Source organism: Photobacterium frigidiphilum, from assembly GCF_003025615.1.
Taxonomy (GTDB): domain Bacteria; phylum Pseudomonadota; class Gammaproteobacteria; order Enterobacterales; family Vibrionaceae; genus Photobacterium; species Photobacterium frigidiphilum.
Genome location: NZ_PYMJ01000034.1, coordinates 33,756 through 54,245, shown reverse-complemented (window position 1 = coordinate 54,245; position 20,490 = coordinate 33,756). Strand labels below are relative to the sequence as shown.

General features: G+C 43.5%; 14 protein-coding genes. 8 read left to right on the top strand and 6 right to left on the bottom strand.

Going from position 1 to position 20,490, the window contains the following annotated elements; genetic code table 11:
- The first annotated feature begins 12 nt into the window (after nt 1-12).
- Both C9J12_RS23830 and C9J12_RS23825 read left to right on the top strand, forming a co-directional pair.
- Entirely contained in the window at nt 13-6,564 is a 6,552-nt protein-coding gene (locus C9J12_RS23830) for a non-ribosomal peptide synthetase (RefSeq protein ID WP_107244980.1), read from the top strand.
- A complete protein-coding gene (locus C9J12_RS23825; RefSeq protein ID WP_107244979.1) occupies nt 6,554-8,893 on the top strand; it encodes an amino acid adenylation domain-containing protein in 2,340 nt (779 codons plus the stop codon). The genes C9J12_RS23830 and C9J12_RS23825 overlap by 11 nt, the downstream gene beginning before the upstream one ends.
- 159 nt (nt 8,894-9,052) lie before the next feature.
- Here C9J12_RS23825 and C9J12_RS23820 read toward each other — a convergent pair whose 3' ends face one another.
- Entirely contained in the window at nt 9,053-10,003 is a 951-nt protein-coding gene (locus C9J12_RS23820; protein WP_107244978.1) for an ABC transporter substrate-binding protein, read from the bottom strand.
- 270 nt (nt 10,004-10,273) lie between these two features.
- Here C9J12_RS23820 and C9J12_RS23815 point away from each other — a divergent pair, with 270 nt between their 5' ends.
- Genes C9J12_RS23815 through C9J12_RS23805 form a run of 3 tightly spaced genes read left to right on the top strand, consistent with a single transcriptional unit; the run spans nt 10,274 to nt 13,207 of the window.
- Nucleotides 10,274-11,290 carry a FecCD family ABC transporter permease gene (locus tag C9J12_RS23815; protein WP_107244977.1) on the top strand — a complete coding sequence of 339 codons (1,017 nt, stop codon included), beginning with the start codon at nt 10,274-10,276 and terminating at the stop codon, nt 11,288-11,290.
- Between the two features lie 10 nt (nt 11,291-11,300).
- Nucleotides 11,301-12,416 carry a FecCD family ABC transporter permease gene (locus C9J12_RS23810; RefSeq protein ID WP_107244976.1) on the top strand — a complete coding sequence of 372 codons (1,116 nt, stop codon included), beginning with the start codon at nt 11,301-11,303 and terminating at the stop codon, nt 12,414-12,416.
- Complete coding sequence (locus tag C9J12_RS23805) at nt 12,416-13,207, top strand: ABC transporter ATP-binding protein (protein WP_107244975.1); 792 nt, start codon at nt 12,416-12,418, stop codon at nt 13,205-13,207. The genes C9J12_RS23810 and C9J12_RS23805 overlap by 1 nt, the downstream gene beginning before the upstream one ends.
- Nucleotides 13,208-13,348: 141 nt before the next feature.
- Here C9J12_RS23805 and C9J12_RS23800 read toward each other — a convergent pair whose 3' ends face one another.
- Both C9J12_RS23800 and C9J12_RS23795 read right to left on the bottom strand, forming a co-directional pair.
- Entirely contained in the window at nt 13,349-14,431 is a 1,083-nt protein-coding gene (locus tag C9J12_RS23800; protein WP_107244974.1) for a 3-deoxy-7-phosphoheptulonate synthase, read from the bottom strand.
- Between the two features lie 82 nt (nt 14,432-14,513).
- Nucleotides 14,514-15,335 (bottom strand): siderophore-interacting protein, encoded by an 822-nt coding sequence (locus tag C9J12_RS23795; protein ID WP_107244973.1) that lies wholly within the window; start codon nt 15,333-15,335, stop codon nt 14,514-14,516.
- Nucleotides 15,336-15,546: 211 nt separating this feature from the next.
- Here C9J12_RS23795 and C9J12_RS23790 point away from each other — a divergent pair, with 211 nt between their 5' ends.
- From C9J12_RS23790 to C9J12_RS23780, 3 genes are all read left to right on the top strand, one after another.
- Entirely contained in the window at nt 15,547-16,167 is a 621-nt protein-coding gene (locus tag C9J12_RS23790) for a DNA-3-methyladenine glycosylase I (RefSeq protein ID WP_107244972.1), read from the top strand.
- Nucleotides 16,168-16,319: 152 nt separating this feature from the next.
- Nucleotides 16,320-17,261: a cation diffusion facilitator family transporter gene (locus C9J12_RS23785; protein ID WP_107244971.1), complete on the top strand. Its 942-nt coding sequence runs from the start codon at nt 16,320-16,322 to the stop codon at nt 17,259-17,261.
- Nucleotides 17,262-17,478: 217 nt separating this feature from the next.
- On the top strand, nt 17,479-17,865 hold the full coding sequence (locus C9J12_RS23780) for a hypothetical protein (protein WP_107244970.1): 387 nt from the start codon (nt 17,479-17,481) through the stop codon (nt 17,863-17,865).
- A gap of 26 nt (nt 17,866-17,891) precedes the next feature.
- Here C9J12_RS23780 and C9J12_RS23775 read toward each other — a convergent pair whose 3' ends face one another.
- The 3 genes from C9J12_RS23775 to C9J12_RS23770 all read right to left on the bottom strand — a co-directional run bounded on the left by C9J12_RS23775 (nt 17,892) and on the right by C9J12_RS23770 (nt 20,476).
- The gene (locus C9J12_RS23775) at nt 17,892-18,908 is read right to left on the bottom strand and encodes a lipoate--protein ligase (protein WP_107244969.1); all 1,017 of its coding nucleotides are present in this window, start codon (nt 18,906-18,908) and stop codon (nt 17,892-17,894) included.
- Nucleotides 18,909-19,619: 711 nt separating this feature from the next.
- Entirely contained in the window at nt 19,620-19,793 is a 174-nt protein-coding gene (locus C9J12_RS30830; RefSeq protein WP_170111866.1) for a hypothetical protein, read from the bottom strand.
- 170 nt (nt 19,794-19,963) lie between these two features.
- Nucleotides 19,964-20,476: a YgjV family protein gene (locus C9J12_RS23770; protein ID WP_107244968.1), complete on the bottom strand. Its 513-nt coding sequence runs from the start codon at nt 20,474-20,476 to the stop codon at nt 19,964-19,966.
- Between the last annotated feature and the right edge of the window lie 14 nt (nt 20,477-20,490).

Below are 20,490 nucleotides of genomic sequence, written 5' to 3'. Positions count from 1 at the left end.
GCAGGATCGATCATGACAGATATTATTACCTTACTCATGGCGCTAGAGCGTAAAGGGGTAAGGCTGGCGTTGAATCGTCAATTTCAGCTGGTGTCTCAAGCGAATAAGCAGGCGATGACGCCAGATGTAGTTGTTCAAATTAAAACACATAAAGATGCCATTGTGCGCTGTTTGAAAGCTCAGCAAGCATTTGACCAACCCATCCCCGTAACAAGGGAAATTGTGGGGCCATTATCCTATTCACAAAGTGGTTTATGGTTTATCGAGCAATATGAAGAAAACTCTCACTTGTACAATATGCCTGTGCATTTCCGTGTTACGGGAGTATTGGATTATGAGGCACTTGCTTATGCTTTTGATGTACTTGCACAAAAACATGCCAGTATGCGAACCCGTTTTGCGATCAATACGGAAGGTCAAGGGGAGCAACATATTGATGCGCATACGCCGTTTACGGTTAAGCACAAAGATTTGTCATATTTGCCAGAAGGTGAGCGAGAAGCTGTCCTATTGCAGTGGATCATTGATGATGTGAATCGTCCATTTGATCTGAACCAAGGACAACTTACACGTGTCGATGTGGTAAAGCTGGATAATGAACTACATATATTGATGCTGACTCAACATCACATCATTTCGGATGGTTGGTCGGTGAAGAATATGTTTGCCGATTTTAAGCAGGCGTTTTTGTCGTATCAAAACCAACAGCTGATGCCAGTGATACCGACTGCACGGACGTATATCGATTATGCCAATTGGTTTAATTCACCCGCATTTCAGGATTATCATGCTGAATTTAAACCGTTTTGGGTTGATCGTTTAGCGGGTATTCCTGAAGTGCACAGTTTGCCGTTAGATAAGCCGCGCCCCGTCGCTCATAATAACGATGGAGAGCTAGTCTTCTCGCGCATTGACAATGCGCTATGGGATAAATTTAAGCGTCTGTGCCAGCAATATAATACGTCTAATTTTATTGGCTTACATGCTGTGTTCTCATTATTGATGGCACGACTCAGCGATGAAAACGACATTGTTATTGGTACTCCACTGGCGTACCGAGAGCGACATGATATTGAAGATGTCGTTGGATTCTTTGTTAACACAATTGTACTGCGCACCCAGTTGGGAGAAAACCAGCCATTCGTCGACTATTTACAGTACTGTCGTGAACAAGATTTGTCGGCGTTTGACCATCAGATTTACCGCTTTGAATCTTTAAGTGAAGCCATTGGCACCGATCGGACTACTGCCATTAATCCTATTTTTCAAATCATGTTGGTTTATCAAGCCAAAGTGGATTTTAATGATTTGATCCCAGGTTGTGGTGCAGTGGAAGAGCCATCCCCGATTTTGCCAGCTAAAACGGATATCTCGTTGAAGGTGACTGAGTTGGTTGAGGGTGTGCGGCTGGATTGGCTGTTCAGCAAAGGGATCTTCGAAAAAACAACCATTGAACGTTATGCCGAGCATTTCTTGAGGTTATTGACGGCGGCTGTTGAGCACCCGGAAACCGATGTGCAGCAATTGCCGATGATTGCGCATAATGAAGAGGCTGAGATGGCTGCCAAATTGGCACGCTTGCCAAGCGCGTATCCAGAAACCATGCCCCCTGAAACTATGTTGCCCCACCAACTGTTCGAAGCGGCAATGGCATCGCATCCTGATAAACTGGCAGTGATCCATGGTGAGCAGTCATTGACCTATGCAGAGCTTGAATCTCGCGCCAACCGAATAGCAAACTGGCTGATTGAACGAGGGCTGCGTTCAGAAGGTCTGGTCGGCATAGTTGCCGATCGGGGTATTGAATTTGTGGTATCAGCATTGGCGGTGTGGAAAGCGGGTGGGGCGTATGTGCCGTTGGATCCGAGCTATCCATTGAAGCGCCTGCAGCATGTGATTGATGATGCAGAACTGTCACTGATTATTGCGCCTTCAAGTACATTTGCGGAACAGATTCAGCAAGCTGATGACGGTATGCATTGTGTAACTGGGGTTGAAGTGGTGAATATCGCAGCGCCTTCACTCGTCGCACGATTGGCTCAGTTTACTGATATTCGCCCTGTATTAGCACATTGTTCACCGAAGCAATTGGCTTACGTCATTTATACATCTGGGTCGACTGGTTTGCCAAAAGGCGTGATGGTTGAGCACGGTGCGTTCGTCAATTTGATTCAGGACCATTGTCAGCGCTTGGAGTTTGGTGCAGGCAGTGTGATGTTTAATTGCATGTCTTTGGCATTTGATGCCGGTAACATGACAGCGATGTTGCCGTTGGCATCGGGCATTACCTTGGCTTTTGGTGAACCGAATGATCAAGTGATCGCGCAAGCTGAACAATATCGAGCTACCCATATGATTTGTTCAACTGCTTTGTTTGCAGCACTTCCACCACAAGCTGTGCAGTATTTACAGGCAGTGGCGATTGGCGGTGAAGCTTGCCCAGCTCAACTTGTCGAGCATTGGGCGGATAAGGTTGCGCTGTTTAACATGTACGGCCCAACCGAATTTACCGTGACAGCTTTAGTGCAGCAACTTGAAACAGATCAACCTGTGAGCATTGGTACCAATGTGACTAACACACAGGCATTGATCCTCGATCAGTCTGGAAATTTATGTCCAAACGGTGTGCCGGGTGAGCTGTGCTTAACAGGACTCGGACTAGCGCGCGGGTATTTGAATCAACCAGAATTAACCGCACAAGCTTTTATTCAATGGCAGTGTTTAGATCAAACGGTACGCATGTATAGAACGGGTGATAAGGCGCGCGTGAATCATGATGGTCGTGTTGAATACATGGGAAGAATTGATGAGCAAGTGAAACTGCGCGGTTACCGTATTGAGCTGGGGGAAATCGAAGCCCAGTTAGTTTTAGCACATGAGAATATTCACCAAGTAAAAGTCATTGTGGCGGAACAGGGACTACAAAAAGTACTGGTAGCCTATGCCACCTTACGTGAAAGTGCATTGGCTGTTACTGCATCCACAATATTGAACCATGTCGCGCGTACCTTGCCGGAATACATGGTACCAGCCCAGCTATTCTTCATCGATGACATGCCGCTGACAGTGAATGGCAAACTCGATATACGACAATTACCTAAAGTTGATTTGAATACCGTTACATCTACTGCACCAATGAATGATTTGGAATCTGCCGTGTTGGCTATTTGGCAGTCAACATTAAATACCTCTTGTGGCGTTGAAGAGGATTTTTTCCGTTTAGGCGGAGATTCTATTCTGAGTATTCAGCTCACTACCAAATTACGTGACGCAGGATATGCGTGTACGGTGAAAGATGTGTTTGAAGCAAAAACGGTGCGTCGATTATGTCGCACTTTGGCTTCAAATATCTTAGCAGTAAGTACCACGGTTACCCCTAAGATAGAGGCTGAACAGGCGTTGTTAACGGGAACTTTCCCGTTATTGCCGATTCAATCTTGGTTTACTGAGCAAGGATTTAGTAAGCCGCAACATTGGAATCAAGCGGCAATATTGCAGATCCCAGCGTTGAGCGAAACACAACTGATCCACGCAATGACACAGCTGTTCACACATCATGATGCATTGCGATTGTCATTACCTGAATTGCAATCTGGTGTGGCATTTGAGCGAGTCTCAGTTCAACAGTACAACACAGATATTTCCCTTCCTCCATTGATTGAGTTAGATGCGACTTCGTTGGGTGAACAAGAGCTGTATCATGCATTTACCGAGCTACAAGCCAACTTTGACTTGAGTGCTGGACAGACGATGGCATGGGCATTAGTTCGCAATCATCCACAGGCGGAAATCACGCTGTTTCTTGCGTTTAATCACTGGGTGATTGATGCGGTGTCATGGCGTATTTTAACTGATGATTTTGCCAAGTTATGTCATGCTGAAGCTCTGGCTAGTAAAACAAGCAGTAAAATATTGGGCATGAAAACAACCAGTTACCGCCAGTGGGGTAAGGTATTAGCCGATTACACTCAGCAACACTCAACGCAGTTTGACTACTGGTTACAGCAATCGCAAGGGAGCGATAATAGCTTTTTACGCGATGATCAGCATCCTGAAGGGTTAGCCAGTTCAGCGATGATGCAGTTGCCTGTAGCATTGACTCAACGTTTAGTGTCGCAAGCCCACAATGCTTTCAACACGGAAGTGAACGACATTCTATTGGCTGCTTTAGTGAAAACGTTGGCTGATATGGGATGGGGCGATGAACATACTATTATGCTGGAGGGCCATGGTCGTGAAGCTATTTCGCCAAACCATGATGTTAGTCAGACGGTTGGGTGGTTTACCAGTACTTATCCATTATTACTCCGTACTGCTAATGCACAGAGCATAGAAGATGAACTTACAACGCTAATTCAACATACCAAAGAATGTCGCCGTGTAATTCCTGATAAAGGTATTGGCTTTGCGGCGTTTAAACAGCACCATGCGGAAGGCAGCCGCTTATCACTTTCACCGATCGTGTTTAATTATTTAGGATTACAGACGCATACCGCCGGTGAGTGGCGACCAATAGGCCTTGAGCCGGGTCAGGTGATGTCACCGTTGAACAAGCCAGCAGAATTGATCAGCTTACACGGTGGCATTATTGAAGGGTCGCTTACCTTCAGGCAGGTAGGTTGTTTAACTCAAATATTGAGTGAGCAATTTATGGTTAGCCTGGCGGCTAACATTGAAAAGTTAATTGATTTCTGTGAACAGACTTATGACAAAGTAGGGTGCCAACCGACACCCAGTGATTATCCACTCGTTGAGCTATCACAGCTAGAACTGAATCATTTACAACAGACCTTAGATGTTGAAGCCATTGTGCCTGCATCATCGTTGCAAACAAGTATGTTTGTGCACCAACAATGTTGCCCGCAAGATGATGCGTACCATTTGCAAACCCCTATTCATTACCCGCATGCGCTGAATATCACAGCCTATAAACAAGCTTGGCAGCATGCTACTGAACGTTTCCCTGCGCTTCGAGTTGCTTTGCGCCATTGCCAAGAACTAGTGCAAATCATTCAAGGCAAGGTTGAAGTGGCATTTGATATTGTTGATCTCTCCGATCCTGCATCACCGGATCATGCAGATCCACAGGCTGCGCGGATCCGTTTTCAAGAAGCAGATCGCCAGCGTTCGTTTGTGTTGAATGAGACTACTGCCCCCTTGTTTAGATTGCTGTGCGTGAAAGTGTCAGAGTCGGATTATCACGTGTTGTTCAGTTGCCATCACGCGATCATTGATGGATGGAGTGGACCGCGATTATTTGGCGCAGTGCATGAGTGTTATCAGCGCCTTTTAGATGAAGCTGTGGCACCCATTACCGCTGAACAAAATACAGCAGCTGTTCCTATTATCGTCCACCAGTATGATAACGCCTATCTTGAACATGCTACCTATGCGGTGAAACAACGTGAGGTCGTTTCTGCTTATTGGCAAGAAAAGTGGCCTACGATGCAACAACGAAATGATTTGTCTTCTTTGTTTGGAGCAGATCTTTCACTGGCTAAGATGCAACAAACACCGTCGGTGGTACGTTTGCGTTTGACGGATTATGAGCAACAAAAGCTGGTGGATTTAGCCCAAGCAATAGGTGTGACCAATAGCGTTGTTGTGCAATATGCTTGGCATCGACTAGTGGCAAAAGTAACGGGTAATGCCGTAACAGTAGTGGGAAATGTAACGTCAGGACGAGATGCGCCTGTTGATGATATTTCTGCCAGTGTTGGCTTATATATTAACTCGCTGCCATTGATGATGCAGTGGAACACAGGGCTAACCTTAGGAGAGCACATTGTCACACTGCAACGTGAGTTGATGGGGCTCAATGAGCACGCGACTCAGTCTTTAATTACATTACAAAACGGTCTCCCTCGTTGTTTTGATAGCTTGTTTGTGTTTGAAAATTACCCTAGACCGACAGCACGCACCCCACAAACTGAATCGACAGTCCCACTGGCTCCTGTCTTTGGGCAAGCGTATGAGAAAGTTGAGTTTCCGCTTAATGTGGTGGTGACTGAAGTGGCTAACCGAACCTCTATTCGTTTTGAGTTTGATGCTGCACAGGTAAGTACTGACAAGGCAGATGATGTCTTGGCACAGTGGCTAGCAGAGTTACTGGAAATCATTCGATTGCCTATCGACAGTGATGCCCACATTCAATTACGAACTTGTAAGTCTACGATTGAAATGGATGCATCAAAAGCAGATGAAGAAACGGTTATGTTGACTGATCCTACACCATCAACCTCGATAGAGAGGGAAAGCTTAGCAGCTATTGTGTGTACGGCTTGGTTGTCTGTGGTGATGCCAATATCAGGTAAGAAAGAGGATATTTGGCAAGCGACGCTGTCTGATTTGGCAATCAACTCGTTGGCTGTGATTACCTTGTCGGCAACGTTATCGGATGTATTAGGTCAACCTGTAACACCAGCCATGGTATATCAATCGCCAAGTCCAGCAGCATTTGTGCAGTCTTATTACAAGGAGCAGCAACGCCAGTGTAAGAGCTGTGTTTCGATATTACCTGAAATAACTCAAGCAGGGGCTTCGGAGGCAAATAATGCAGGCTGATTGTCTTGATAGTTGTCTTGATGCTGCGTACTGGAAGACGTTATTCGCTGGTGTAACCGAACCGACGCATTTTAGTGCGAATAAGGCTGGTACTGCTCCTCTAGAACAACGTGTTGCTAATACAGACACCTTCACGCAGCTGCTTACGCACAACTTATCGCCAGAGTGGGTGGCGATGTTCAATGTTTTTTGTGTCGACGCTAATGTGGATTGCTCAACTTTATTCAGTGCAAGCTGGAATTGGATGTTGTACCAATATAGCGGTGAATCTGTAGTGACAAGTGGGATGTGCGATATACCCTGCAAGACGGTGATCCCTACGGTACAGTCATTTTCCGATCGTTCGTTAACAGTGGCGGCATGGTTGTGTGACGCTCAAGCACAATTGTCGTTATCAAAACAGATGCTATTCCATACGCGTCTGAATCCGACGGCTGATTTGCAGCCACTTAACTGGCTGACCAGCGTTGTCTCGGTTAAGCATTTAGTGCCACCGTTAGATAATGATGATTGTCCTAATGACGGTGCAAACGACGTTGTTGATAATAATGGCACCTTGATGCCGGGGACTATTGCTTCAGTATATATTGATAACCAAGATTCATTCACTGGATGGCGGGTACAACTTGCTTATTCGGAGGTGCACTTTTCTGTCGAACAAGCTTCGTCTTTGCTGGAAGACTGGATAAGGCTATTGATGGGGATCTGTCAGCAGCGATGGTCGACGGTCAATGAATTGTGTGTTGGGCAATGGCTGTCGTCAAAGGATGCTTCTATTGGGCCAATCTCAGATTTACCGTCACCTTCTAATACATTTTCTGATGAACTGGCATCGACATTATTAGCTGCATTACAGCACGCTGCACAACATGAACGAACAGCGATTGAATGGCAAGGGGGGACGCTAAGTTACACGGCATTGTTACAGCGTGTAGCGGAGATCCAGCATTTACTGCATCAGCATAATATTGAGTGTGGTGACAGGGTTGGGCTGCACGTATATCGGCAACCAGACATGATCTCGGCGATGATCGCGAGTCTATTGTCGGGAGTGACATTTGTACCATTAGAGCCGACGTTTCCTGCTGATCGTCTGGTAACTATTGAGCAAGAGGCTGGGCTTAAAGCAATTCTCCAAGATACGGCATTGTCGATAGCTATTCCTATGGTGCCATTTAAGGGGGCTAATGTAGTGTTGTTAGCGGCTGAAAATGTAATGCCTATATCGGGGTTAATGCCGAGAGTGTGTGATGGGCTATCATCTGATACGCCTGCCTACATTATGTTTACCTCGGGCTCAACAGGGAAACCGAAAGGAGTCGTGATTACTCATCGAGCCTTGTTAACGTTTTTGCAGGGCAGCACTGATCGTTTGGAATTAGATGCTGCTACTCGCTGGTTATTGATCACCACCATGGCGTTTGATATAGCCTTATTGGAAATATTCGCACCTTTATGGGTGGGTGGTTGTGCTGTTTTGATGTCGAGTGATGAATATCGTGATCCCCATGCGATTAGTGATTACTTAACGGAAGATAATGCCATCACGGTAATGCAAGCAACGCCTGCATTTTGGCGAATGTTATTGAATACAGGATGGCAGGGAAATCAACAGCTGGTAGCGTTGTGTGGTGGAGAAGCATTAGATAAACCGCTGGCAGAGCAATTGGTATTACGAACTCAACGTTTGTGGAATTGTTATGGGCCAACGGAAGCCACGGTATGGTCTTTGATGGCAGAAATTACTGCGGATGCTTTGAACTTGCCGAGTATCACTTTGCAGCATAGCCTGATTGGTTACACCCATCAGGTGGTAGATGCTGACTTACAGCCTGTTTCGGTGAATATGGTTGGGGAGCTATGTATTCAAGGTGAGGCGTTGAGTCATGGTTATTGGCAGCGTGATGATCTAACGGCTCAACAATTCGTCACTTTGTCGCCGCATCAGGTTCGAAGTTATCGTACGGGTGATAAAGTGCGGGTGTTAGGGGATGATTGTTATCAATATTTGGGACGGTTTGATGATCAAGTAAAATTGCGTGGTTTTCGGATTGAATTGGGTGAAATTGAAGCTCAGCTTAAGTACCTGACGATGGTCAAAGATGCTGCGGTAAAATTGATCGGAAAAGGGGATGAGGCGCAGTTAGTTGCGTTTATGGAAATGACAAAAGATACTAGGTTGTCAAAATTAGCGGTGCGTAAAGTACTGCTGAAAACCTTACCCAGTTATATGGTGCCAAACCGTTTTGTGGTGCTTGAACAGTTACCAAAAACAGGAAGTGGTAAAGTTGATCGCAAGCAACTTTATATCAAGAAATCTTATATCTAGGTAATCTAGGTATCTAGTGTGATGTAACGTGAAAGATCGATGATGATAGATACGCATCATAATGAAAAGCCGATTGTTTAATAACAATCGGCTTTTTTATCGCGTTATATATCAGGTTATATATTGTGCTCTAGAATTGAATTCTACTTGTTGAAGTTATTATGGTGTAAGTGGTTCGGCATCCGGTTTATTAACCAGTTTGACGATGTCTTGCATGACGCTTAATGCAGCGAGCGGTCCACCTACAGAGGTCCATAATGACCCATCAACGGCTTCAAAACGTTTAGTTTGGATAGCGCTGAGTTGTTTAAATGCAGGGCTTGATTCAGCTTGTTTCATCGCATCGACAGCATCGCCTGACGTACTGAGTGTACCGATGACCATCCAATCACCATCTAAGACATTTAATGCTTCTAAACTCAATGATAGTGAATGTGTGTGACCAGGGTCTTGCTGATTGGCGGGACGTGTCATACCGAGATCTGCGATCACTTGGCTGGCAAAAGCATCTTTGAACATGTAGGCCGGTCCTTTCGGATTCCAGCGTACGATACTGATGGTTTGCCCGGCTTTATCACCTATGTCAGCCTTTGATTGCTGTATGGCCTGCTGGTAGCGTGCCATGAATGCAATGGCTTCTTTTTGACGATTGAGAATATCGGCTGTGCGGTTAAAAGTGTCTTTCCACGGTTCGCCTCGCTTAAATGTAACAACTGTCGGTGCAATTTCATTCAGTAACGCCAATACCTCTGGTCGGTTAGGCGTCGTTAGAATGAGATCTGGTTCGAGTTCTAGAATGGTTTCCATATTGGGACGACTAAGGTCACCGACAATCTTAATGTCTTGTTGAATAGCAGCTTGGAGGTAGCGGGGTAATGTTTGCTGCCCACGACCATTCACCGTGCCGATAGGTGTAAGCCCCAATGCCAAGGTGCTATCGAGATCGATTTCACTCAAGGTGATCACCCGCTTGGGCGCGGCGGGTATTTCAATCATTTTACCGTAGACATCATGAATGCTACGCATGGCTTCATTGCTCACAGTCTGACTGTGGGCGGTAAAAGCGGCAGTAATACATAACACCGAGAGTGCGACCTTACGAAGAAACATCATCATCCCTTATTTCAAACTTCATCATGAATACACCCCATCACAAACAAACACGTCTCACGTTATTAGCCTTTGAATGCACTAACAAAAATTGGCACGCTATGAGAGAAGGGGTGCGATTGATAGATTTTGATAATATATGAGAAAGAGATTGATAACTATTTTTATTTAGATCTATTCATAGGTTAGGCTCATTGTTATTATGCGTGCTTGCAAGGATTACACGTGTCATTAGCACGTGAGTAAAATTGATTAAAGGGAGTTAACGTTGTGACAAAATCGCACCTTATTGGCCTCGGAAGTTGCTTGGCAGCAGTCTTCTTTTTAGTGTTGTTGTCGTTGTCGGTTGGGGCTGGTATCTATGGGTTTAGTGATGCATTCGGTTATCTAACAGGCTCTCCATTACTGGCATCAGACGCGCAACTGGCCATGGTGATGGATACTTTACGTATTCCACGCACCTTGTGTGCTGTTATTGTCGGAGTTAGTTTAGCGTTGGCAGCTTCATTACTGCAAAGTGCGACGCGTAACCCACTGGCAGAGCCGGGTTTGCTTGGTGTTAATGCGGGGGCTGTACTTGGGTTGGTTATCGGGCTGACTTACTTTGATGTGGAATCGACCCAAGGTTATTTAGTATGGTCTGGCTTAGGTGCGCTGGCAGGTAATACTGTGGTGTTGATCATTGGCCACCTTGTGGGTAAATCGCATCCATTGAAATTGATTCTCGTTGGTGTTGCTCTTAGTGCTACGTTTGGCGGCCTATCGAATTATGTGTTGTTGTCGAACCAAGTGGTACTTGATCAATTTCGCTTTTGGAATCTAGGTTCATTGGCTGCTGCTGAAATGGGGGCGATGTTGATGATCTTGCCATTCTTAGTGGTGGCCGTGGTATTAACTTTTGCTTTAACTCGTCAATTAACCTTGATGCAATTAGGTGAACAGCAAGCCAAATCATTGGGTATTAATACCAATGTGGTGCGTATTGGGGTGCTGATTGCTTCTACCTTATTTACAGCTTGTGCCATCTCGGTAGCGGGTCCTATCAGTTTTGTCGGATTTCTTTCAGCTTATTGTGCACGTATGGTTGAACCTGTCGCTTTGTCATTACAAGTGGTTTTTTCGGCACTTTTTGGTGTTATTTTTCTCTTTATCGCCGATATTCTCGCACGTTGGTTAATTCAACCGTTTGAAATGCCTAATGGGGTGATCTTAGCCTTGATTGGGGCGCCCGTCTTAATTGCAGTTGTGCACCGCGGTGGCTTCCGCACTTTGTTAGCTGTGAAATAGGAGCGTTTTTATGTCACACGAACATTCACTTTCCACTGAGCAAGCAGCACAGTCTTTATCTTCGTTAACATTAACTTCAACCTCACCTGTAATAACGCCTACGGGAAAATGGCGGTTACAGTGTGGGCAATATAACCTTTTGGTTGAAAAGCGTGCGGTCATCGTCAGTGTCATATTAATGATCATGTTGCTGGTGGGCATCGTGATTGCGGTCAGCGTTGGCTCTGCAAAATTAACGCCGTTGTCGGCATTGCAAGCTTTCCTTGGCGATGCATCGCGCATGGTCAATATCATGGTATTTAAAATCCGCTTACCACGCGTGGTTGCGGTCGTGGTTGCAGGTGCAGCACTCGGGCTATCTGGTTGCTTAATTCAAACCTTGGTGCGTAACCGTTTGGCGACACCCGATATGATAGGGGTTAACGAAGGGGCCACACTCGCCATTACCTTCTTCACCTTGTATATCAGCGTAGGTGCATGGCCATGGTGGGCTGCCCCCATTGGTGCCATGCTCGCAGCCGTGATTTTGTTTTTATTGTGTAAGAACCCTGGTGAGCAAGGGTATTTGTTCGTTGTTATTGGTATCGGGGTGTCCGAGTTGATGCGAGCGGTCGGCGAATTCATGATGTCGACAGAATCTATTGTGCATGTCAGCAGTGTATATATGTGGAGTATGGGAAATTTTGTCGGGCAGGGCTATACGACAAGCTTACCTGTAGCCATGCTTTTGTTGCTGTTATGCCCCTTTATTATTTACTTTTCTCGGCAACTCAATGTGTTGCGATTAGGTGTTAGTACCGCGCAAAGCTTGGGTATTAATGTGAATCGAGTGCAGCTTAGCATTTTGATGCTTGCCATCATGGTGGCGGCCCTAGGGACAGCTATTGGTGGGCCAATTGTCTTTATTGCGATGGCAGCCCCGATTTTGGCGTCGTATTGCGTCAAGAATCGCATTGTTCCACTGTGGAGTGCTGCGCTGCTTGGGGCGCTGTTGTTGTTGTTCAGCGATACCTTAGTAAGGGTATTGGCGGATCCGCATGAAGTTGCCACGGGGATCATGACCCGTATTTTAGGCGGTATTATGCTATTAGTTTTCTTATTACGCGACAAAGGAAGTGCGGACTAATGACTTTATTAACGATGAGCAATATTGGTTTTTCTTATGATGAAAAGTCCGTGTTCCATAATGTATCTATACAACTAAATAGAGGGAAATTGGTAGGGATTGTTGGGCCCAATGGCGGTGGAAAATCGACCTTACTGAAATTGATTGCCAAACAAATGGAACCCCACAGCGGTAATATTACCCTTGAGGGAAAGCCGTTGTCGCAGTACTCGATGAAAGCGCTAGCCAAGCAGGTTGCTTATTTACCGCAACATCCACTTAGCCCAGCGGGTATTACAGTGGAACAGTTGGTGCAATATGGACGTCACCCTCATCAACGTTGGTTTAATCAATGGAACGACAAAGATGCCGAGCAAGTAAACCAAGCCATTGAGTTGATGCAGTTGTCAGACATTTTGCAACAACCAGTAACTAGCCTGTCTGGCGGTCAACGGCAGCGTGCTTGGCTAGCAATGATACTGGCACAAGACACCGATTTAATTTTATTAGATGAACCGACCAGCGCGTTAGATATTGGTCACCAAATTGAGGTGATGGAAAGTATTAGCCATATGGTAGCGTCTGGTAAAACAGTGGTATTGGTGATTCATGATTTAGCCGCGGCAGCTCGTTATTGCGATGAATTAATTGCTATAGGTAATAATACGGTGGTGGCATCGGGTAGGGTGAATGAGGTGGTAACGAAGACCTTGATTGATGACTTATACGATACAAATGTAGATATATTATATGCCCCGTTTGATCAGGCTCCTGTGATTGTGCCGCGTCGTAAGATGCATGCGAAGCAGTAGTAATATCGATATTGTTACTCGCAATCTTGATTTCTGATCTTGTTGTTTATCCAGAATAAAAAACCTTACCCGCATAACCGTTCTAATCTTGAAAAGTTATGCGTGCAAGGTTTTTTCTATGCTGTTTCTAGAGCTTAGAGCTTAGCCGTGCATGGCGACTGGCGAGAGCGATTGATACAATGTGCGGCGAGTCGCAATGGCAGCGGCAAATTGGTTAAGCAATATTTCTGTGTCGCTCCAGTTGATACAGGCATCCGTTACCGATTGCCCGTAAGTCATATTGGCACTTATTGCTTGATTACCTTCCTCAAAGAAACTTTCCACCATAATTGACGTTATTGCTTGTTCGCCCTGAGACAATTGTTCACACAACGATTGTGCGACAACAAGTTGGTTTTTATGGCGCTTTTGGCTGTTTCCATGGCTGCAATCTACCATAATACTTACTGGTAACTTGGCTTGGTATAGCGCTTTGCTGGCAGCTTGAATATGGCTAGGGCTGTAGTTAGGTTCTTGCCCACCACGTAGGATGATATGGCAATCGGTATTACCTGAACTTTCCACAGCATATAAATGTCCATCGTGTCCTGTAACGGTATACAAGTGAGGGGATTGGCTCGACAGAATGGCATCTGTCGCAACACGAATGTTACCATCGGTGCCGTTTTTGAAACCGACGGGGCAGGGTAAGCCCGAGGTTAACTGTCGGTGAACTTGTGACTCTGTAGTGCGGGCGCCAATGGCTCCCCAGCTCATAAGGTCGGCCAAATATAGAAAGCTGGTATTATCCAAAAATTCGGTTGAGGTTGATACACCAAGTTCATTGATTGCGAGTACTAACTGACGCGCTGTTGTTAACCCTGTAATAAGGTCATTACTGTTGTCGAGATGCGGATCGAATATTAAGCCTTTCCAACCAGTTGTTGTTCGGGGCTTTTCGAAATACGTTCGCATTACAATATGTAAGTGATCACTAAACTGTTCGACCAGTGGCTTAAGCTGCTTTGCGTATGCCAGTGCTGCATCTGGGTCATGAATTGAGCATGGACCAATCACGACCAAAAGCCGATCATCTTTGCCATGTAAAATATCCCTCACATCATTACGTGACGTCATAATGCGGTGTTCAGTGTCGGCCTTGCACGGGTAGTCACTGAGCAGTTCTGCCGGTGAAGGAAGCCGACGGCATGTCGTCGCTCTCATCACTGACGGGTGAATAGCCATGTTAAATTCCTTCTTTATCATTAATATAATGACATCAGTCTCACGTCTTAGTACGTAGTGTTTTTGTTGTTATTCTGAATTGTTAGCTATCCATAACGGTATGGCGATTCTGATGGTATTCATCTTCATCTTTGCCATCGCGCCAATAAGGCACGGCATAAATAGCGGTTCGAGCAACCTCCATGTTACGGCGAACGTGATTACGTAATGGCACTACGATATTTTCTTCGCCGCCAAACCAAAAATAACTATTGATGTTTTCCATACCACGTTGCAAAAAAGGCACTGTAAGTTTGTCACTGTCGACAGAGTTACCGATCACCCATGTGAGTGTTACCTTATCAGGTACTAGCAGATCTTGAATGGCATCAGAGGTGGGCACTAAAAGTGCTATATGACCGTCACTATCAGCTGGCATGTCTTCAATCATTGCACTGATGGCAGGCAAGGCAGTTAGATCGCCAGCCATGTAATAATGCCGCGCTGGTTGTAGCATCGGATGCGGACCTCCGGGGCCAGAAATTGCGAGTACATCACCTTCCTGCGCCTGTTGAGCAAAACGAGTTGCAGGGCCGCTGTCTGCATGTAGAGCAAAATCAATGTCGATTTCACAAGCGTTGCGACGAAAAGCTCGTACACTGAATGTACGAATCAGTGGTTTGTCTTCTGGGACTAACCAGCGCGGCCCTTTGTCGGTTAACGTAGGAAGCTCTGGTAGTGTTTGTTCACCGTGCGCCATCATTATTTTGATGTGAGCGCCTCCACTTACATCTGGGTAATCAGCTAATAAAGGGCTGGTAAAGCAAATACGGCGCAGTGCGGGCGTAATATCGATAACATGTTTGACCGATACTAAGAAAGGACGAACGGGTTGACGGGGTAAAGGTGTACCTGACTGTGACATGAGTATCCTTGCTCTCGCTAATCTTAATGAAAACCATTATCATTTGCATTATACATAAGAACGATAAAGCGCAAAGAATAATCACGCGTAATTATTGTTAACTTGATTCCATTTGTACGGTGGATGTTTGTATAGTGGGTTTATGCTTAATAGCGAGTCGCGTTGTAATATTGTTTTTCGTTAGAATTTAAATAAATAGATGGAAATATAGATGGATACTATTTCGGATAAGCGTACGTGCGCTTGGGCATTAAATCATCCCATTGAGCGTGAATATCATGATAAAGAGTGGGGTAAACCTAATTTTGATGATAAGTACTTATTTGAATTTATCACTTTAGAGGGGGCACAAGCTGGCTTGAGCTGGTACACCATACTGAAACGCCGAGAGGCATACCGTGAAGCATTTAAGCAATATGATTTAAAAACATTAATTGCCGTTAAACAACAAGCAGAAAACCTTGATGATGAGTCCCATATCGATGAGGTTATTAATCAGTATGACGTCATTAAACACCGTAATAAGATTCGCTCAGTATTCAGTAATGCAGAAGCAGCACTTTCATTACAACAAGAATACGGCAGTTTATCAGCGGCATTGTGGCAGTTTGTAGATGGCAGGCCAGTAGTCAATACATGGACTACACCAGAACAAGTGCCAGCTATAACAGAACAATCGAAAGCAATGAGCAAGTTCTTGAAGAAAAAAGGCTTTAAGTTTATTGGTGAGACTATCTGTTATGCGTTAATGCAAGCAACTGGTATGGTTAACGATCATTTAGTTTCATGTGATTGTTATGAAATATCAAAGCGTATACCCAAATCACTTTAAGGTAAGTGGGTATATTCTCAACGAGAAATAAAATTGTAAATCAGATATGATAAATTTACGTATTCCCAAACTATCTCATATTCTCGCTGAAACGAGTACCTTGAAGTAATTTGGGTATAGGCCTTTTATATAAGCAGTTTTGAGTTAATAGTATGTCTGATGTGCCACTAAAATTGATCCGTAAAGCCACATGGGTCGGGTCGATAGCTAACGTTGCGTTAGCCTTGTTAAAAATCACTATAGGTAAGATTACAGGTAGCCAAGCTTTGATTGCCGATGGTGTTCATAGTTTTTCTGATTTGGTAACAGATACCGCTATCTTAATTGGCTCAAGGTATTGGACTGCTCCGGCAGACAAAGAACATCCCTATGGGCATGGGCGCTTTGAAACCCTAACCAATATTTTCATTGGCGTTATTCTCGCTATTGTTGGTATCGGTATAGGTTGGGATTCAATTAACTCTATCGGAAACGAGGCAAAAACCAATCCAGGCATGCTTGCCTTTGGTGCTGCGATTGCTTCTATTCTCGTTAAAGAAATACTGTATCGTTGGACAGTTATTCAAGCGAAGAAAATTAATAGTCGTGCCCTGCATGCCAATGCTTGGCATCACCGTTCGGATGCATTGAGTTCACTTCCTGTTGCTATTGCGGTTATTGCAAACTACTTCGTGCCTGATTTACATTATCTTGATCAAGTAGCCGCTTTATTGGTAACGGCAATGATTTTAAAAGCTGCTTTTGAAATCTTATGGCCAGCGATTATGGAAATCACAGAAGCTGAAGCAGATAGTGATATTGAAAATAAAATTCAACAGTATGCAGCAGAGAACAGTGATATCCGTGAAGTTCATGCGATTAGAAGTCGTCGTACTGGTAGCAGTATTTTACTCGATTTCCACCTGTTAGTTGATCCCGATATGAGTGTTGATAAGGCTCATGAAATTACGGAAGACTTTAAGAGCCATATCCTTAAACAGCTTGATGAAGTCGTTGATGTAATTATTCACATTGAACCGTATAACTGTGCTGAAAGGGTGATTAACCCGTGTTGTGGTGAAGATGAATGCCACGATGAAAATTCTAAAGATTAGAATTTTAATGATTCAATTTTTATAGTGTATTGTGTAAAAAAGCCCATTTAGAGATAATCTAGATGGGCTTTTTTGCTATTTATGTTTTTATATTGTACTTATTTATGATTTTCTCGTTTTTGATACGGCAAAAAGCGACAAGCTTTTATTACACTTCTCTATAATTAATATTGTTATTAAGCGTATATTAAAACGGTATGCGAGAGGGGGGAATTTTATGCCATTGATTAGAATAAAGTCGTTACCATTTGAGGGTGACGTTGATATTTCACTAGTCGTTTGTAATTTATCGCAAGCAGTGGCTGATGCGACAGGCATAGAGAGCCATCATATTATGGTGTCGTGGGAGTACTTATTGAAAGGGCATTACTCTCATGCAGGGAAAGTGGCAGAGGTTCAAGGAATCAATACGCATCCATTACTCGTTGATTTAATTGCTCCTAATTTCAATACTGAGCAACAGATAATGGCAATGTTAGAACTCATTGCCAATACGATTTCAGAGCATGTACCCGTTGCGAAAAAGAATATTTTTATCAACTATACACCCGCATACAGTGATGGCGTTTATGATGAAGGGCATATAGTGGAATGGGACATGTAACTATGTGCACTGAATATTCTTATAATTTACGCAATCGCGGTTGTAAGCCATTTTTGTAGTTCAGCTAACTCATTGGCGCTTTCTGGAAAAGCCTTTGCTGTTTTGTTAATGACTTTGTTAAAAGCATCAATGCTATATGGCTGGTCAATAAGTGCTTCAGACAATGTTTCTAATGGGGTTGGATTAAGGCTATCTGTGAATATTTGTGCTTTGACTATGTGTGCCTTTTTTATATCGAGATGTAATTCAATTCCCCCCCATGTAAAGCGTTCACTTAATGTATGCATAAATTCTGGGGTGTTCCCAAAATTCCATAGCCAGCTACTTTGATGCTCAAATTTCTCTGTGAAATCGGGTAGTTCTGGTAATGACTCTGGTGATATATATTCTGGCTCTACCTTTTCACCATAATGCTGAAAGAAAGCATCTATTATAGCAGTGCATACATTGTCATGGTTAATTTCAGGATTAATCTCGTTTAAATTAGCTACGCGAGAACGTACAGATTGGATGCCTTTTGCTTGAAGCTTTTTAGGGTCAGGGCGTAAATAGTTGGCGAGACGTCCTAGATCTGCATTCAGTAATAACGTGCCATGATGGAAGCCTCTATCCATCGTTTCACGGTATGCCGAACCAGAAAATTTTCGTTCCCCTTCGCTATCTTCAATAACCAGATCATTTCGTCCGGTTGATTTAGCCTTTACATGCAATGTCTTCAACGCGTTTAATACAATATTTGTAGACACTGTTTTATCATATTCTGGTTTACCTGCCATGAACGTAAAGTTGGTATTACCTAAGTCATGAAAAACGGCACCGCCACCGCTTTGACGGCGCGCAAGTGTAATACCATTTTGTTCCATCTTTCGTGTATTACATTCTTTCCATGGGTTTTGAGCTCGACCTATAACAACACTATCAGCATTTCGCCATAAAAAGAGAACACGTTGCTTGTTAGACATAGACCTGAAGATGTTGTCTTCAACGGCTAAGTTAAACCAAGGGTTTGTTGAAGTAGAAAGTAATACTCGAATGGTTGACATAAAAATAACCCTAACCAAATTTGTATGATGATTATACGCACATTACTTGCAAATGCACATAGTTCTCATTTGTGGGTGAGGCTGAGAATTTGAATCAAAGGGACTAGAAAGTAATTTAAGAAGTAAAAGAAGGAAATGAAAAAACCAAATCACATACGATATACACTGGAGGTATGTGATTTGGAAGAAGTTTTCAATACAGCGAGTATTAGAATTTTGATTTTCGAATCATTTGTTGAGTATAGCGTACCACTATCAATGTGCTACAGGTATGGACAAAATTGAAACGTAAGATTGTCCATGTGATGCAGAATTATTAAACGTTTGTAACTCTGCATGTAGTCACGGGTTGCTATTTGTTGCTATTTATTGAGTTCTTATTTCGTTTCTCTTCGTAATTGAAGGTAAATATCACTTTTCTGAATTTTGTGATGCTGAAATCGTTGTTTGTGTACTAGGTGCATTTTTATCCATTGGATCAATAACATCATAATAAAAGAAGTAACTAACAAGCATAATAAGTGGGATGAATTTAAACCAAGGTTTCATGGTGTGCCCTAATAGACTGGATAACTAATGTGTGTACAGTATCAGGCAATGATTGGCGTGAAAAACAGCAATAATGCAAAGTTAGGTTGAATGAATAAAAAAGCCTTGATGAATATTCTTCATCAGGGCTTTTTTAAATGTTTGGAGCTTTGTCGCTTTTAATTAAAAACAGTTAGCAGAGCCATTCAACATACAGTTAGCTTCTTCTTTACGTTGCTCTGCTCTTACTTTGCTTTCGAGATCATCCGGTGGTCTGTAATTTTCATTCGTTGTACAGCCTGCAAGTAGAATACTGACTAGCATTCCCGCAAGCATTGAGCATACTTTCTTCATCATTCCATTCCTAAAGAGCAATTTATCGAGTTTCGTTGAGGGGCTATCATTATTTTTATATCAACAGATTGATTTTATGTTTAATTCACCCTTACGAGAACAACCATAGCAGAGTTCTTCTGTAATGTTGAAAGATAAATAAGTGCAATTTCTTTTCTGTTACACGCTGAATTTTATGCTTCCGCTACTTCTTTTGGGGTTTTAACGTAGTAACGGTAATAGCCTACAAAATTACTGGTAATAAAAAGCAACTCAAGCAGAACAGCAGTAGGAGAGCCAATAATAATGTTATGCACAATCCAACAACTGGTCGCGAGAATCATAAACTGGCGCAACCGTTTATCTTCTTTAGAAAAGGCGGCTCCATTTTGAAAAAGAGACGCAGCGCAGCTGATTAAACTAATGAAGCCAGCATAAGTAAAATATGTAACAACAAGCGAGCTTATTGAGAACAGTACGACCATTTGTCTAGATGTCGTAAAAAGGCTCGTGATGTATCGAACCGCCGCAAGAGCCATTAACCCTGCTGCTGTCCATTGTTCTAATAATGCAAAATGAATAGCAATTAAAATGACTGCAAAAACGAAACAAATGATGATTTTTTTTCTTTCTTTAAACTGAAAAGATAAAAGATCAAAAAAGGCTGCGAACCCAATAATTATCTGAGAAAGTAGAAAAGCAGTCATTAAGATAAGTCCTA

What these genes read in the sequence shown, in the direction of transcription:
- C9J12_RS23795 (WP_107244973.1), bottom strand. Translation starts at nt 15,335, where the DNA reads ATGTCACAGTCAGGTACACCTTTACCCCGTCAACCCGTTCGTCCTTTC.
- C9J12_RS23825 (WP_107244979.1), top strand. Translation starts at nt 6,554, where the DNA reads ATGCAGGCTGATTGTCTTGATAGTTGTCTTGATGCTGCGTACTGGAAG.
- C9J12_RS23785 (WP_107244971.1), top strand. Translation starts at nt 16,320, where the DNA reads ATGTCTGATGTGCCACTAAAATTGATCCGTAAAGCCACATGGGTCGGG.
- C9J12_RS23775 (WP_107244969.1), bottom strand. Translation starts at nt 18,908, where the DNA reads ATGTCAACCATTCGAGTATTACTTTCTACTTCAACAAACCCTTGGTTT.
- C9J12_RS30830 (WP_170111866.1), bottom strand. Translation starts at nt 19,793, where the DNA reads ATGATGAAGAAAGTATGCTCAATGCTTGCGGGAATGCTAGTCAGTATT.
- C9J12_RS23790 (WP_107244972.1), top strand. Translation starts at nt 15,547, where the DNA reads ATGGATACTATTTCGGATAAGCGTACGTGCGCTTGGGCATTAAATCAT.
- C9J12_RS23780 (WP_107244970.1), top strand. Translation starts at nt 17,479, where the DNA reads ATGCCATTGATTAGAATAAAGTCGTTACCATTTGAGGGTGACGTTGAT.
- C9J12_RS23800 (WP_107244974.1), bottom strand. Translation starts at nt 14,431, where the DNA reads ATGGCTATTCACCCGTCAGTGATGAGAGCGACGACATGCCGTCGGCTT.
- C9J12_RS23770 (WP_107244968.1), bottom strand. Translation starts at nt 20,476, where the DNA reads ATGACTGCTTTTCTACTTTCTCAGATAATTATTGGGTTCGCAGCCTTT.
- C9J12_RS23810 (WP_107244976.1), top strand. Translation starts at nt 11,301, where the DNA reads ATGTCACACGAACATTCACTTTCCACTGAGCAAGCAGCACAGTCTTTA.
- C9J12_RS23820 (WP_107244978.1), bottom strand. Translation starts at nt 10,003, where the DNA reads ATGTTTCTTCGTAAGGTCGCACTCTCGGTGTTATGTATTACTGCCGCT.
- C9J12_RS23805 (WP_107244975.1), top strand. Translation starts at nt 12,416, where the DNA reads ATGACTTTATTAACGATGAGCAATATTGGTTTTTCTTATGATGAAAAG.
- C9J12_RS23830 (WP_107244980.1), top strand. Translation starts at nt 13, where the DNA reads ATGACAGATATTATTACCTTACTCATGGCGCTAGAGCGTAAAGGGGTA.